14 protein-coding genes are annotated in these 14,466 nt (G+C 61.8%); 11 read left to right on the top strand and 3 right to left on the bottom strand.

Going from position 1 to position 14,466, the window contains the following annotated elements:
* The first annotated feature begins 106 nt into the window (after positions 1–106).
* From CLU94_RS20785 to CLU94_RS20735, 11 genes are all read left to right on the top strand, one after another.
* Positions 107–1,243 (top strand): DegT/DnrJ/EryC1/StrS family aminotransferase, encoded by a 1,137-nt coding sequence (locus tag CLU94_RS20785; protein WP_099667015.1) that lies wholly within the window; start codon positions 107–109, stop codon positions 1,241–1,243.
* An 11-nt stretch (positions 1,244–1,254) separates the two neighbouring features.
* Positions 1,255–2,250 carry a glycosyltransferase gene (locus CLU94_RS20780; RefSeq protein ID WP_099668416.1) on the top strand — a complete coding sequence of 332 codons (996 nt, stop codon included), beginning with the start codon at positions 1,255–1,257 and terminating at the stop codon, positions 2,248–2,250.
* A complete protein-coding gene (locus tag CLU94_RS20775; RefSeq protein WP_099667014.1) occupies positions 2,250–3,167 on the top strand; it encodes a formyltransferase in 918 nt (305 codons plus the stop codon). The genes CLU94_RS20780 and CLU94_RS20775 overlap by 1 nt, the downstream gene beginning before the upstream one ends.
* Positions 3,168–3,188: 21 nt before the next feature.
* Entirely contained in the window at positions 3,189–4,241 is a 1,053-nt protein-coding gene (locus CLU94_RS20770; protein ID WP_070290550.1) for a bifunctional UDP-4-keto-pentose/UDP-xylose synthase, read from the top strand.
* Positions 4,241–5,200 (top strand): polysaccharide deacetylase family protein, encoded by a 960-nt coding sequence (locus tag CLU94_RS20765; RefSeq protein ID WP_099667013.1) that lies wholly within the window; start codon positions 4,241–4,243, stop codon positions 5,198–5,200. The genes CLU94_RS20770 and CLU94_RS20765 overlap by 1 nt, the downstream gene beginning before the upstream one ends.
* Before the next feature lie 74 nt (positions 5,201–5,274).
* Positions 5,275–5,745, top strand: a complete 471-nt coding sequence (locus tag CLU94_RS20760) for a peroxiredoxin (protein WP_257218897.1) — start codon at positions 5,275–5,277, stop codon at positions 5,743–5,745.
* Positions 5,746–6,035: 290 nt separating this feature from the next.
* Complete coding sequence (locus tag CLU94_RS20755) at positions 6,036–7,841, top strand: PhoH family protein (RefSeq protein ID WP_099667012.1); 1,806 nt, start codon at positions 6,036–6,038, stop codon at positions 7,839–7,841.
* Positions 7,842–7,979: 138 nt separating this feature from the next.
* Positions 7,980–8,654, top strand: a complete 675-nt coding sequence (locus CLU94_RS20750) for a site-2 protease family protein (protein ID WP_099667011.1) — start codon at positions 7,980–7,982, stop codon at positions 8,652–8,654.
* 35 nt (positions 8,655–8,689) lie between these two features.
* A complete protein-coding gene (gene yidD / locus CLU94_RS20745) occupies positions 8,690–9,226 on the top strand; it encodes a membrane protein insertion efficiency factor YidD (RefSeq protein WP_099667010.1) in 537 nt (178 codons plus the stop codon).
* A gap of 268 nt (positions 9,227–9,494) precedes the next feature.
* Positions 9,495–10,436, top strand: a complete 942-nt coding sequence (locus CLU94_RS20740) for a bestrophin family protein (protein WP_099667009.1) — start codon at positions 9,495–9,497, stop codon at positions 10,434–10,436.
* A gap of 84 nt (positions 10,437–10,520) precedes the next feature.
* On the top strand, positions 10,521–10,721 hold the full coding sequence (locus CLU94_RS20735) for a heavy-metal-associated domain-containing protein (protein WP_077407505.1): 201 nt from the start codon (positions 10,521–10,523) through the stop codon (positions 10,719–10,721).
* Between the two features lie 44 nt (positions 10,722–10,765).
* On the opposite strand, the gene CLU94_RS20730 is transcribed toward CLU94_RS20735, so the two are convergent.
* The 3 genes from CLU94_RS20730 to CLU94_RS20720 are packed head-to-tail and all read right to left on the bottom strand — an operon-like array spanning position 10,766 to position 14,367.
* Complete coding sequence (locus CLU94_RS20730; RefSeq protein ID WP_180278717.1) at positions 10,766–11,488, bottom strand: glutathione S-transferase; 723 nt, start codon at positions 11,486–11,488, stop codon at positions 10,766–10,768.
* A gap of 21 nt (positions 11,489–11,509) precedes the next feature.
* Positions 11,510–11,929, bottom strand: coding sequence for a Cu(I)-responsive transcriptional regulator (gene cueR / locus CLU94_RS20725; RefSeq protein ID WP_099667007.1), 420 nt, complete (start codon positions 11,927–11,929; stop codon positions 11,510–11,512).
* Entirely contained in the window at positions 11,926–14,367 is a 2,442-nt protein-coding gene (locus tag CLU94_RS20720; protein WP_099667006.1) for a heavy metal translocating P-type ATPase, read from the bottom strand. The genes cueR and CLU94_RS20720 overlap by 4 nt, the downstream gene beginning before the upstream one ends.
* Positions 14,368–14,466 lie beyond the last annotated feature (99 nt).

Raw genomic sequence — 14,466 nt, 5'->3', positions numbered from 1 at the left:
ATACTGACGATATAAAATAGCCATGCCTGCCGGCGCCTTTTGACGGCACTGGCAGCCTCGGCGATACCGATACCCTGACACAATACAGATCCAAGAACTGCGCCCCATGACCTCTACCCTGCCCTTTTTGCCCTTTTCCAAACCCACCATCGATGAAGCGACCATCGCCGCCGTCGGCGAAGTGCTGCGCTCGGGCTGGATCACCAGCGGCCCGAAAGTGCAGGCTTTCGAAGCCCAGCTGTCCGAGTATTTCGGCGGGCGCCCCGTGCGCACCTTCAATTCGGGCACGTGCACCATGGAAATCGCGCTGCGCATCGCTGGCATAGGCCCCGGCGACGAAGTCATCACCACGCCCGTGTCGTGGGTCGCGACGGCCAACGTCATCATCGAAGTGGGCGCCACGCCAGTGTTCGCCGACATCGATCCCGTCACGCGGAATATCGACCTCGACAAACTGGAAGCGGCCATCACCCCGCGTACCAAGGCCATCATCCCCGTCTACCTGTCCGGCTTGCCCGTCGACATGGACCGCCTGTACGCAATTGCTGAAAAGTACAATTTACGGGTCGTGGAAGACGCGGCGCAAGCGTTCGGTTCCACGTGGAAGGGCAAGCGCATCGGCGCGTTTGGCGACTTCGTCTCGTTCAGCTTCCAGGCCAACAAGAACATCACCACGGGCGAAGGCGGCTGCCTCGTCCTCAACAACCTGGAAGAAGCCAAGCTGGCCGAGAAATACCGGCTGCAGGGCGTGACGCGCAGCGGCGTCGACGGCATCGACGTCGATGTGCTGGGCGGCAAGTACAACATGAGCGACATCATGGCCGCCATCGGCCTGGGCCAGTTCGCCAATATCGAGGCCATCACGGCCCACCGCCGCGCACTGGCACGCCACTATTTCGCGCAATTCGGCAGCGATTTCGAAGCGCTGAGCGGCGCCCAGCTGCCCGTGCAGGACTTTGAAAACAGCAACTGGCATTTGTTCCAGATCATCCTGCCCGACAATGGCCCCGGCACGCGCGCCGCCTTCATGCAGCAAATGGCGCAGCAAAACGTGGGAACGGGCTATCATTACGCACCGATCCACCTGTTTACCATGTATCGCGAACGCGGCTTTACCGAGGGCATGTTCCCCGTCTCGGAAAAGATCGGCCGCCTGACCGTGACCTTGCCGATGTTCTACGCCATGACGACACAGGACGTGGAACGCGCCGTCGCCACCGTCAAATCCATTCTCATCAAATGAGCAGCGCGCCGATGAAACCTGAACTGTCCATTATCATTCCGATCTACAACGAGCAAGATGGCCTGGCCAGCCTGTTCGCCCGCCTGTATCCGGCCCTCGACGCCCTCCAGACGAGCTACGAGATCATCTTCATCAACGATGGCAGCCGCGACAATTCGGTACCCCTCCTGGCGGAACAGTTCCGCCAGCGCCCGGACGTCACGCGCGTAATCTTGTTCAACGGCAATTATGGCCAGCACATGGCCATCCTGGCCGGCTTCGAGGCATCGCGCGGACAGATCATGATCACGCTCGACGCCGACCTGCAGAATCCGCCCGAGGAAATCGGCAACCTGGTGGCGAAGATGCGCGAAGGCTACGATTACGTGGGCTCGATCCGGCGCAAGCGGCAAGATTCCGCCTGGCGCACGCTGGCCTCGAAGATGATGAACCGCCTGCGCGAAAAAATCACGAATATCAAGATCACCGACCAGGGCAACATGCTGCGCGCGTATGGCCGCAACGTGATCGACCTCGTCAACCAATGCGCCGAAGTCAATACCTTCGTGCCGGCACTGGCCTACACCTTTGCCCGCAAGCCCACGGAAATCATCGTCGAACACGAGGAACGGGCGGCCGGCGAATCGAAATACTCGCTGTACAGCCTGATCCGCCTCAATTTCGACCTGGTCACGGGCTTTTCGCTGATTCCCCTGCAAATCTTTTCCATGCTGGGCATGGCGCTGTCGCTGGGCTCGGCATTGCTGGTGGTCTTCCTGCTGGTACGCCGCTTCCTGCTGGGCGCGGAAGCCGAAGGCGTGTTCACCCTGTTCGCCATCGCCTTCTTCTTCATGGGCGTGATCCTGTTCGGCATCGGCCTGGTGGGCGAATACGTGGGACGCATCTTCCAGCAAGTGCGCGCCCGTCCCCGCTACGTGGTGCAAACCATCTTGCAGGACGGCATGACGCAGGCGGAAGCCGAGGCGCCATCGTACGTGCGCCTGGAAAAGCGCCAGGTGGGCCGCTGATGGGCGCCCCGCGCGCCGTCGTCTTCGGCTACCACAATGTAGGCGTGCGCTGCATCAAGGTGCTGCTGGCCGGCGGCGTCGACATCGCCCTCGTCGTCACGCACGAAGACAGCCCCACGGAAAACCTGTGGTTCGAATCCGTCGCCAGCCTGTGCCAGGCGGAAGGCATTCCGTACATCACGCCATCGGACGCCCGCGCGCCCGAGTTGCTGGCGCAGGTGCAGGCGGCAACACCGGACATGCTGTTCAGTTTTTACTACCGCTACATGTTGCCGGCTAGCATCTTGGAAGTCGCGCCCGCCTACAATATGCACGGCTCGCTGCTGCCGGCGTTCCGCGGCCGCGCGCCCGTCAACTGGGCCGTGCTGCATGGCGCCCCGCAAACGGGTGCCACCCTGCATGAAATGACGGTCAAGCCCGATGCCGGCGCCATCGTCGCGCAAACGGCCGTGCCCATCCTGCCCGACGACACGGCCTTCGAAGTCTTCGGCAAGGTCACCGTGGCGGCGGAACAAACCCTGTGGAACGTGCTGCCGGCCTTGCTGGACGGCACGGCGCCGCGCCAGCTCAACGATTTGCGCCAGGGCGGCTACTTTGGCGGCCGCAAGCCCGAAGATGGCAAGATCGACTGGAAGTTACCCGCGCAGCAGGTTTACAACCTGCACCGGGCCGTCGCGCCCCCCTATCCCGGCGCCTTCACCGAAGTCAATGATGTCATTTACATTATCGAAAAAGCCCGTTTGAGCAAGCTTTCCGCAGGAAGTTTGCCACCGGGCTTGGCGGTAGTGGATAATTGCATCTTTGGCGTCTGCGGAGACGGCCGCATGCTGGCCATTTCCGCGCTGAGGGCTGCCGGGGAGCCGATTTCGGCTCAACAATTGCAAGCAAGTCTGACCACCCGCGTCAGCACACACTGATTTAACTCAAGAGAATCTCACATGAAAAAAGTCCTCATCTTAGGCGTCAACGGCTTCATCGGCCACCACCTGTCCAAGCGCATCCTGGAAACCACCGACTGGCATGTCTACGGCATGGACATGAACACGGACCGCATCACGGAATTGCTGGAAGATGACAACTACAAGTCGCGCATGCACTTCTTCGAAGGCGACATCACGATCAACAAGGAATGGGTCGAATACCACGTCAAGAAATGCGACGTCATCCTGCCCCTGGTCGCCATCGCCACGCCATCAACCTACGTCAAGCAGCCGCTGCGCGTCTTCGAACTGGACTTCGAAGCCAACCTGCCGATCGTGCGCTCGGCCGCCAAGTACGGCAAGCACCTGGTCTTCCCGTCGACCTCGGAAGTGTATGGCATGTGCCATGACGAGGAATTCGACCCGGAAAACTCGGAACTGATCTGCGGCCCGATCAACAAGCCGCGCTGGATCTATTCGAACGCCAAGCAGCTGATGGACCGCGTAATCTGGGGCTACGGCATGGAAGGCTTGAACTTCACCCTGTTCCGTCCGTTCAACTGGATCGGCGCCGGCCTGGACTCGATCCACACGCCAAAAGAAGGTTCCTCGCGCGTGGTGACGCAATTCTTCGGCCACATCGTGCGCGGCGAGAACATCTCGCTGGTCGATGGCGGCGCGCAGAAACGCGCGTTCACCTACATCGACGACGGCATCGATGCGCTGATCCGCATCATCGCCAACAAGAACGGCATCGCCAGCGGCAAGATCTACAACATTGGCAATCCGACCAATAACTATTCGATCCGCGACCTGGCCGGCATGATGCTGACCCTGGCCGCCGAATACCCGGAATACGCCGAAGGCGCGAAACACGTGAAAATCGTGGAAACGACCTCGGGTGCCTACTACGGCGCCGGCTACCAGGACGTGCAAAACCGCGTGCCGAAAATCACGAATACCTGCGAAGAGCTGGGCTGGGCGCCGACCACCACCATGGCCGATTCCCTGCGCAACATTTTCGACGCCTACCGCAGCCAGGTAGCCCAAGCCAAAGCACTGATGGATTAATGTTGAGCAAGCCGTTCCTGACCCTGAAAATCGACGTCGATACCTATCGCGGCACCCGTGAAGGCATGGGCAATCTGGTGCGCATGCTGGCCGCGCACCAGGCCAAGGCCACCTTTCTGTTCTCGCTGGGCCCCGACCACACGGGCTGGGCCCTGCGGCGCGCCTTGAAACCCGGCTTTTTCAGCAAGGTATCGCGCACCTCGGTGGTCGAGCACTACGGCTTGAAAACATTGATGTACGGCACTTTGCTGCCGGGACCCGATATCGGCAAGCAATGCGCGGCGCAATTGCGCGCCGTGCGCGATGCCGGTTTCGAGTGCGGCATCCACACCTGGGATCACACCCTGTGGCAAGACAACGTGGCCAAGCGCAACGCCGCCTGGACCATCAACATGATGCGCAAGGCCGCCAACCGCTACGAACAAGTGTTTGGAACAAAGCCGCACACGCACGGCGCGGCCGGCTGGCAAATGAATGTCAGCGCCTTTGTCGAACACGACACGGCCGGCTACCGCTATGCCTCCGATGGCCGCGCCATGCTCGACGCGCGCGGCGCCATGGTGCATCCAAGCAATGGCCCGCACCGCGTGCGCAACGGCAACACGATCCTGCAATGCGTGCAATTGCCCACCACCCTGCCCACCCTGGATGAATTGCTGGGCTGCGAAATCGACGGCAAACTGATCACGACCGGCAATGTTGCCGCGCATATCCTGTCATTGACGGCCGACAATCCTCGCGATCACGTATATACCTTGCATGCGGAACTTGAAGGACAGAAACTCGCCCCCATTTTCGAACAACTGCTGGCTGGCTGGAAAGCCCAGGGCTACCAGTTTGCAGCGATGGGCGATTATTATGAAAAGATAAAAAATACGGACTTGCCCGTTTGTCCCGTCACCTGGGATGAGTTGCCAGGCCGTTCGGGACGCCTGATTGTGCAGGGCAAAGCGGCCTGAATGCTGTATTGTTGCACCTGGATGCGTTGCCAGATTAAAAACAGCGCTGATGATCACCGTTCAGGAGAGAACCTGTGGCTGATAGCCAATCCCTCGTTAGCATACCCGACTTTAGCGCCGCGATGACCAGCGGCAAGACCTTTCAGTTGCTGGGCCGCCCGGCCAAGGCCACGGTGCTGTTTTTCTATCCGAAGGACAACACCCCTGGTTGCACCACGGAAAACATCGCCTTTCGCGATGCGTATTCGCAATTCGTCGCCGCCGGCGTGGAAATCTACGGCGTCAGCCGCGATTCCCTGCGTTCGCACGAAAGCTTCAAAGCCAAGCTGGAGCTGCCATTCGAGCTCATTTCCGACCCGGACGAAGCCGTTTGCCTGCTGTTTAACGTCATGAAGATGAAACAGATGTACGGCAAGACGGTCCGTGGCGTCGAGCGCAGTACGTTTGTGATTGACGCCCAGGGCCGATTGGTGAAAGAATGGAGAGGCGTGAAGGTCGCAACTCACGTGGAAGAAGTGCTGGAATTCGTAGCGCATCTGAATTGATCGTCCATTTTGATCCAATGCGCGTTGCCGGCTTCCAGCGAGCTTAGTTCAACCGCAGTTCAGTTCACGGTACCTATCGCCATTTTGAGTCAACGAAGCGCCTCCATCCACTCCGCCAGGCGGGCCTGCAGCCCGCCGATGGCGTCCATGACCGGCCATGCTGCCGGCCTTCCGGCAGTTACTCGTCCTGTAGCATTGTTGTTCCCCCCGCATCCACCCCATGAGAAGTGCCGCCAGAAGCTGGCTGCCCATGGGCGATTCATTCCAGAAATTTTTTGATTGAGATCCTGATGCCACTGCCAAAATTACCGAGCAAGCCAGCCACCATCCTGGCCACCCAAGATTACCCAACCGCAGGCGCAGCGCGCCCGGCCACCAAAACCCCGGCAGCCAAGAAAGTGGCTGCACCGATCATTGAAGCGGCGATCGCCGAAGTTGCCAAGCCGGTCCGCAATGCGGCCACGAAGATCAAGCAAGTGGCGGCCCTGATGGTCGCCAAGCCGGTACAGGCGCCCGCACCGGCGCCAGTGGCCGCAGCCCCTGCTCCTGCCGCGAAAACCAAGCCGGCAGCCAAGGGCAAGGTCACGCCGCTGAAATCCGTCAAGCAAGTCGAGCAGCCACATCCGGCCAAGCACAAGGCGGTCGAAGTCCAGCTCAAGTCGTCCGCCAGCCGCGCCGCCGACCAGCGCGGCATCAGCAAGCTGTTCGTGCTCGACACGAACGTGCTGATGCACGATCCATCGTCGCTGTTCCGCTTCGAGGAACACGATGTGTACCTGCCGATGATGACCCTGGAAGAGCTGGACAACCATAAAAAGGGCATGACGGAAGTGGCGCGCAATGCGCGCCAGGTCTCCCGCACCCTGGACGCCCTGATCAGCAACACGGATGACGACGCCATCGAGCACGGCATCCTGCTGTCCAAGCTGGGCAACAAGGATGCCAAGGGCCGTCTGTTCTTCCAGACGCGCCTGCAAAGCGCCGACTTGCCGGCTGGCTTGCCAGTAGGCAAGGCCGACAACCAGATCCTGGCCGTCGTGCGCTCGCTCGAGTCGGAACAGGATGGCCGCCCCGTCGTGCTGGTGTCGAAGGACATCAACATGCGCATCAAGGCGCGCGCCCTGGGCTTGCCAGCCGAAGATTACTTCAACGACCATGTGCTGGAAGACACGGACTTGCTGTACTCGGGCATCGTGCAATTGCCGGACGACTTCTGGAACAAGCACGGCAAGGACATGGAATCGTGGCAGGAAAGCAAGAACGGCTACAGCTCCACCTTCTACCGCGTGACGGGCCCGTTCATTCCATCGTTGCTGGTCAACCAGTTCATCTACCTGGAACCGAAAAACGGCGAAACGCCGTTCTATGGCCAGGTGAAACAGATCAACGGCAAGACGGCCGTGCTGCAAACCCTGCGCGACTTCAGCCACACGAAGAACAATGTATGGGGCGTGACGGCGCGCAACCGCGAGCAGAATTTCGCGCTGAACTTGCTGATGAATCCAGAGTGCGACTTCGTCACTCTGCTGGGCCAGGCCGGCACCGGCAAGACCCTGCTGGCCCTGGCCGCCGGTCTGGCGCAAGTGCTGGAAACCAAGCTCTACAATGAAATCATCGTGACCCGCGTGACGGTGCCGGTGGGCGAAGACATCGGTTTCCTGCCAGGCACGGAAGAGGAAAAGATGTCGCCATGGATGGGCGCCTTCGACGACAACCTGGAAGTGCTGAACAAGTCCGACTCCGATGGCGGCGAATGGGGCCGTGCGGCAACGCAAGACCTGATCCGCTCGCGCATCAAGATCAAGTCGCTCAACTTCATGCGCGGCCGCACCTTCGTCAACAAGTTCCTCATCATTGATGAAGCGCAAAACTTGACGCCGAAACAAGTCAAGACCTTGGTCACGCGCGCCGGTCCCGGTACGAAGATCCTGTGCCTGGGCAACATCGCCCAGATCGACACGCCGTACCTGACGGAAGGCTCGAGCGGCCTGACCTACGTGGTCGACCGCTTCAAGGGCTGGACCCACAGCGGCCACGTCACCCTGGCGCGCGGCGAGCGTTCGCGCCTGGCCGACCACGCCAGCGAAGTGCTATAAGTTCCAGCGGGCGGCGCAAGCTGCCCGGTCATTCGAAAGCCCCGGCTGCAGCGATGCAGGCGGGGCTTTTTTCATGTGCGCGACTTTTCCCTGCGACATGTTCTAATACCGCTCCATTCCACCAGGACACCTCACCCGATGCATCCCGCCCTGCAGTTGCTGCTCTGCTTCATCCTTTTCATGTTCCTCCACATTTCCATCATGGCCCTGTGCGCCCATGCCTTGGGCATCAGCGTGCGCCAAATCAGTTATGGCGTGGGACCGACCCTGCTGGCCTGGGGAAAAGTCCACATCAAGCTGCTGCCCCTGGCCGGCAACGTGGTGCTGAAAGATACGCGCGAGGAAACGCTGTACGACGACGATCCCTGCCGCGATGCCTACAACTTCCAGCCGCTGTGGAAACAGGTGCTGCTGCCCCTGAGCGGCGTGGCGGTGCTGCTGGCCGTGGCGCTCTGGCTCATGGGGCCACAAGGCTGGGAGCGCTTTGTCGCGGCCTTCGGACAAATCGTCCATGGCGCGCTGGCGCCGTTGTCAACGGCGCAGGAATTGCTGGGTGAAGGGGAAACCTTTGCTCGCACGCACGGCTTTGCGCTGGTGTTCGCCCTGTTCTCGTTGAAACTGTGCGCCTTCAACCTGCTGCCGTTTGCCGGCTTGAACGGGGGACAGGCGCTGCTGGCCATCGCCCGAGGTGGACGACCTTTTGTGGCGTGGGAAGAGACGGCGGCAAAATGGCTGTTGCTGCCGGGTCTGGCGATCTTGCTGGCGTGGCTGGTGGCGTTTGCCTGGCATGACTGGAAAAGCATGGGGATGTAGTGCGCTGGCGCTATTCTTTTTTGCAGACCTGTCGTATGCTCGCACCACTATCCCATCCAATAAACGCGACTGGCCAAGGAGAGCGCATTTTCTCATTCGACACCTGCGGCACGCAGCTGGCCCTGTGGGCGATCGGTGCCTACCAGCGCTATCTGTCGCCCCATAAAGGGTTTTCCTGCGCCTACCGCGTGCTCACGGGACGCGACAGCTGTTCCGCGTATGGCCACAGGGTCATCGCCCGCCATGGCTTGCGGCCGGGACTGTCCCTGCTGCGGCGCCGCTTGCACAGCTGCAGCGCACACCACCGCCTGCACCAGGCGCAGCCCCAGCACGCCAGGGGCCGCAGTGCGCGCCATCGGGCGCAGGCAGGGTATTGCGATCTCCAGGTCCCCGATTGCGGCGACTGTGCCTGCGACTGCGCCGATATCGCCAACCTGGCCGATTGCACATGGCCAAGCCGCAGCAAGAACCCGAAGTGGTTCCGCAACGACTATGCAGCCAGTGCCGCATTGAAACGACAGCAAGAGGAACACCGCAAGAAGCTGCGGCAAGGGCGGGATGCAGGCAACTGAGATTCACACATTAACTTACAAATGAAATATTCATTCATGAAATGAATAATATCCATTATCACTGTGAATTGGCGGGAAGCGGGACGGCGGCCTATACTCATGCCGTCTCCCCTACACTGCGTCCCATGCACACCCAGCTCAGCCCGCACACACTGCGGGCTTTTTGTTCCCGGCATTTGCCACTCTGCCATTCCACACAATGGTTTTTCAATAACAAGAACAGGGCACGGCTTTCACCGCCAGCCCAGCACCCGACAGGGAGCCCATCATGATCGTGCGCGAGCGTCCTTCGGCGCTGCGGCTGTTCCTGGTGGTGCGCGGCTCCGTCCTGCCGCGCATCCGCACCACGCTCATCGTCAATACCCTGATCGCCACCCTCGTCACGTGGTGCCACGGCACCTTGTTCGACCACAAGGTCATCCTTACCACCATCCCGTTTACCCTGATCGGCTTGCCGCTGGCCATCTTCCTGGGCTTTCGTAACACGGCCGCCTACGACCGCTACTGGGAAGCGCGCAAGCTGTGGGGCGAACTGGTCTTGCGCAGCCGAAATTTCTCGCGCCAGTGCCAGACCATGATACGCGGCGACATCCCGGCCCACGCCAAGCTGGGCCTGGAGGACGTGCGCGTGCGCATGATTTACCGCACCATCGCCTTTTGCCACGCGCTGCGCCACCAGCTGCGCGACACGCGCGGACCGGCCGACTTACAGCCGCTGCTGCGCCCGGCCGAATGGGAAGCGGCCTGCAGGGCCACGAACCCGTCCGACTACCTGATGCTGCAGATGGGTCACGACCTGGCCGATTGCGTCCGGCAAGGCCGCATCGACAGCATCCTTGCCACGCAGATCGACAACACGGTCTCGGCCATGGTGGGCGCGGGCGCTTCGTGCGAACGCATCCGCAGCACGCCGATTCCCTTCTCCTACTCGCTGCTGCTGCACCGCACGGCCTACCTGTACTGTTTCCTGCTGCCCTTCGGCCTCGTCGATTCGCTCGGTTTCATGACGCCGTTCGTCGTCGCCATCGTCGCCTACACCTTCTTTGGCCTCGATGCCCTGGGCGACGAGATCGAGGAACCGTTCGGCGAAGATGCCAACGACCTGCCGCTGTCGGCCATGTGCCGCAGCATTGAAATCAGCCTGCGCGAATCCTTGCAGGATGACAATGTGCCTCCGCCCATGCAAGCCATCGATTTTCTGCTGCACTGAAGTCATTGATCACGCTTCCGCTTGACCTTCCCACCGGGGCAAGGATTACAGTGGCAGCACTTAATCATTCAAGGAGTGCTTGCCATGTATCAGTTACAAGTTGAAAACATGAGCTGCGGCCATTGCGTCGGCTCGGTCACGAAAGCGGTGCAAGGCGTCGATCCGCAAGCCCAGGTGCAGATCGACCTGGCCAGCAAGCGCGTCACGGTGGAGTCACCGGCCGAACTGGGCGCCATCAGCGCGGCCATCGTGGAGGCGGGCTACCCCGTTACCAGCGCGCAATAAACAGCAAGGATACGACAGCCGGCCAATGCGCCGGCTGTTTTTGTTTACCCGTCCAGTTCAGAGTAATGGCGGAAGATGCCTTCTTCATTGAACGGAATCCTGCGCTTCGACTTCAGGTAACGGGCAATATTCGGCCGCGCCGCCACGGCGTCATGCAGGTCAGACAAGGCAGGATATTCGGGCGCCAGGCGCGCCATGGCTTGCGGAAACGCATAGTGCAAACCAGCCAGCATCTGAAACAGCGACAGGTCGCCATACGTGAGCTTTGTACCCAGCAGATACGGGCCGCGGCGGCTCAGCAACACTTGCGTGAAGTAGGATAGGAATTTCGGCAAGCGTGTTGCGCGGAAATCCGCACTGCGCAGCATGGCCGCCTGCTGTTGCTCTTCGTAATATTGATTCATCGACAGCGGATGGTGCGTGTCGTGCACTTCCGTCAGCCAGTCGGCCATCGTCAGTTGCAGCTGGTTCAGCCACAAACGGCCGCTTTGCGCGCGCGGCGCCAGGCCCAGGCGCCGGCCCAGGTACAGCAGGATATTGCTCGTCTGGCCGATCAGCAAGTCGCCGTCGCGCAGCACGGGCGGCGCGTAGGCGGCCTGTGGCGTGCTGTCGCCATCGAGGCAGGCCAGCATGGTGGGCACGCCCTGCCCCTTGTGTTCGGGCAAGCGGGCGATGTCGCGGTACTCGGCGCCCGCCTCTTCCAGCGCCAGGCGAATGAATTCTCCGCGTCCCTGTATCGTGGGCCAGTAGTACAGTTCATAGGCCATGCACACCTCCGTTGATTTACATCAATGGCAACATGGTTTCGCTTCCGGATCGCCGGCCAGTCCCAGGCTTTGCAGGATGGGGCAATCGGGCTTGTCGTCGCCGTGGCACGATTGCGCCAGGTGGGCCAGGGTATCGCGCATTTCCGTCAGTTCGGCGATGCGCTGATTCAAGTCGGCCACGTGGGCCAGGGCGATGCCTTTCACGTCCGCGCTGGCGCGCTGGTCGTTTTGCCACAGCGACAGCAGTTCGCGGATCTGTTCCAGCGAAAAACCCAGGCCCCGCGCGCGTTTGATGAAGCGCAAGGCGTGCAAATCGTTCGGCGTGTAGATGCGGTAACCGGCGTCGCTGCGCGCGCTGGGTTTTAGTAAGGTAATGCTTTCGTAATAGCGTATCATTTTTGCCGATACGCCCGTCTCGCTTGCCGCCTGGCCGATATTCATCCTTGTTGCTCCTTGGTATGCGCGCTACCTGTATGACTGCGGGCTTTCCAGCGGCGCAGCAACAGGGCATTGCTGATCACGCTGACGGAACTGAAGGCCATCGCCGCGCCCGCCACCATGGGGTTGAGCAAGCCGAAGGCGGCCAGCGGAATGCCGATCAGGTTATAAATGAAGGCCCAGAACAGATTTTGCCGTATCTTGCTGTAGGTGCGGCGCGAGATATCGATGGCGTCCGCCACCAGGGCCGGATCGCCGCGCATCAGCGTGATGCCGGCCGCATGCATGGCCACGTCCGTGCCTGTCGACATGGCGATGCCCACGTCGGCGGCCGCCAGCGCGGGCGCATCGTTGATGCCGTCACCCACCATGGCCACCTTCGCCCCTTCGCCTTTCAGCGCGACAATTTTAGCGGTTTTATCGGCCGGCAGCATTTTCGCCGCCACCGTGTCGATACCCAGCAGCCTGCCGACGGCGTCCGCGCTGCCCTGGTTATCTCCCGTCAACATCACCGTGCGGATGCCCAGGCTGTGCAGATGGGCAATGGCCGCCTGCGCGTTCGGCTTGACCTGGTCGGAAAAGGCGAACAGGCCCAGCAGTTCCGTTCCCGACGCCAGCCACGAGATTGTGTTGCCCGTGGCTTCCAGGGACAAGGCCTGTTCCGCCAGCGGCGTCATGTCTACATGCAACTCCTGCATCAGCCGCGTGCTGCCCAGTTTCAACTCCAGGCCATCGACCTGGGCCGCCAGGCCGCGCCCCGGCAAGGCCGACAGGCCCGTGACTGGCAAGGGTTCGAGGTGGCGCGCGGCCGCCGCATCCAGCACGGCCGTCGCCAGGCTGTGCTCGCTGCCGCGCTGGATGCTGGCCGCCAGTTGCAGCAGCCGGGCATCGTCGATGCCATGCGCATGCAGGGCCGCCAGCGCAGGTTTACCCACCGTCAGGGTGCCCGTCTTGTCGAACACGACGGTATTGACGGCGTGCGCCACTTCCAGCGCTTCCGCATCCTTGATCAGGATGCCGTAACGGGCAGCGACGCCCGTGCCGGCCATGATGGCCGTCGGCGTGGCCAGGCCCAGCGCGCACGGGCAGGCGATCACCAGCACGGCCACGGCATTGATGATGGCGTTTTCCAGCTCGCCCGTGGCGAACCACCAGCCCAGCATGGTCAGCAGCGCCAGCACCAGCACCACGGGAACAAAGATGGCGCTGACCTTGTCCACCAGGTGCTGGATCGGCGCCTTGGCCGCCTGCGCATCTTCCACCAGACGGATGATGCGCGACAAAGTCGTCTCGCCGCCCACGGCCTGCGTGCGCACCAGCAACAAGCCATCCGCATTGATGGCGCCGCCCGTGACCTTGTCGCCCGGATGCTTATCGACCGGCAAGCTTTCGCCCGTGATCAGGGATTCGTTGATCTGGCTGGCGCCTTCCACCACCACGCCATCGACGGCTACCCGCTCGCCGGGACGGATGACCACCAGGTCGCCCACTTTGACTTGTTCCACGGGCAAGTCGATTTCCACGCCGTCGCGGCGCACGCGGGCCGATTCCGGACGCAGGACTTGCAGCGCACGGATGGCAGAGGCTGTCTGGCGCTTGGCGCGGCTTTCCAGCCATTTGCCCAGCAGCACCAGGGTGATGACGACGGCCGACGCTTCGAAATACAGGTGCGGCAGCATCTCGCCCGCCGTCAGCCACTGGTAGACGGATAAGCCATACGCGGCGCTCGTGCCCAGCGCCACCAGCAAGTCCATGTTGCCGCTGCCGGCGCGGGCCGCCTTCCAGCCCGCCTTGTAGAAGCGCGCGCCAAAATAGAATTGCACAGGTGTCGCCAGGGAAAATTGCAGCCAGCCGGGCAGCATCAGATGGATGCCGGCCCACTCCAGCAGCATGGGCAGCATCAGGGGGAAAGCCAGCACGGCCGCGGACGCCACTTTCAGGCCGTCGCGATTCGGCGCGGCAAGGGGCGCGCTGGCCCGGCTGGCGGCGGGCACCGTGGCTTCATAGCCGGCCTTGCCGATGGCGGCGATCAGGGTGGCCGCATCGGCCTCGCCCGTCACCTTGATGCGCGCGCTTTCCGTGGCCAGGTTGACGCTGGCGGCCAGCACGCCCGGCACCTTCAGCAAGGCTTTTTCCACCCGGCCCACGCAAGAGGCGCACGTCATGCCGGCGACGTTCAGGTCGATTTCGCGCTGCGCCACGCTGTAGCCAGCCTTTTCCACGGCCGCCTGCAAGGTGGCCAGGGGAATCGGCGTGTCGGACGTGACCTTGGCCACTTCGGTGGCCAGATTGACGCTGGCCTGGGTCACGCCGGGCACGGCGGCCAGGGCCTTTTCCACGCGGCCCACGCACGAGGCGCAGCTCATGCCTTCGATGGCCAGCGCCTGCGCGTGCGCGGCGACGGAATTGGGGGGAGTCGGGGCGAGTGCAGCCTGGTGCATGGCAGATCCTGTACGAAAGAGTAACGAATACGGACAGGATCTGCTATCCCATGATGGGAAGGTCAAGCCCTATTTGCACGATGTGCCGGGCTTGTTTGA

The organism is Janthinobacterium sp. 13 (assembly GCF_002749695.1).
GTDB classification, from domain to species: Bacteria; Pseudomonadota; Gammaproteobacteria; order Burkholderiales; family Burkholderiaceae_D; genus Janthinobacterium; species Janthinobacterium kumbetense.
The sequence above is the reverse complement of the archived record's forward strand: the minus strand, read 5'-3'. Positions and strand labels throughout refer to the sequence as shown.

Excerpts from the sequence above, each read along its gene's own strand:
- CLU94_RS20755 (WP_099667012.1), top strand. The coding sequence starts at position 6,036 with ATGCCACTGCCAAAATTACCGAGCAAGCCAGCCACCATCCTGGCCACC.
- CLU94_RS20775 (WP_099667014.1), top strand. The coding sequence starts at position 2,250 with ATGGGCGCCCCGCGCGCCGTCGTCTTCGGCTACCACAATGTAGGCGTG.
- CLU94_RS20750 (WP_099667011.1), top strand. The coding sequence starts at position 7,980 with ATGCATCCCGCCCTGCAGTTGCTGCTCTGCTTCATCCTTTTCATGTTC.
- CLU94_RS20720 (WP_099667006.1), bottom strand. The coding sequence starts at position 14,367 with ATGCACCAGGCTGCACTCGCCCCGACTCCCCCCAATTCCGTCGCCGCG.
- CLU94_RS20780 (WP_099668416.1), top strand. The coding sequence starts at position 1,255 with ATGAAACCTGAACTGTCCATTATCATTCCGATCTACAACGAGCAAGAT.
- CLU94_RS20740 (WP_099667009.1), top strand. The coding sequence starts at position 9,495 with ATGATCGTGCGCGAGCGTCCTTCGGCGCTGCGGCTGTTCCTGGTGGTG.
- CLU94_RS20770 (WP_070290550.1), top strand. The coding sequence starts at position 3,189 with ATGAAAAAAGTCCTCATCTTAGGCGTCAACGGCTTCATCGGCCACCAC.
- CLU94_RS20730 (WP_180278717.1), bottom strand. The coding sequence starts at position 11,488 with ATGGCCTATGAACTGTACTACTGGCCCACGATACAGGGACGCGGAGAA.
- CLU94_RS20765 (WP_099667013.1), top strand. The coding sequence starts at position 4,241 with ATGTTGAGCAAGCCGTTCCTGACCCTGAAAATCGACGTCGATACCTAT.
- CLU94_RS20785 (WP_099667015.1), top strand. The coding sequence starts at position 107 with ATGACCTCTACCCTGCCCTTTTTGCCCTTTTCCAAACCCACCATCGAT.
- CLU94_RS20735 (WP_077407505.1), top strand. The coding sequence starts at position 10,521 with ATGTATCAGTTACAAGTTGAAAACATGAGCTGCGGCCATTGCGTCGGC.
- yidD (WP_099667010.1), top strand. The coding sequence starts at position 8,690 with ATGCTCGCACCACTATCCCATCCAATAAACGCGACTGGCCAAGGAGAG.
- cueR (WP_099667007.1), bottom strand. The coding sequence starts at position 11,929 with ATGAATATCGGCCAGGCGGCAAGCGAGACGGGCGTATCGGCAAAAATG.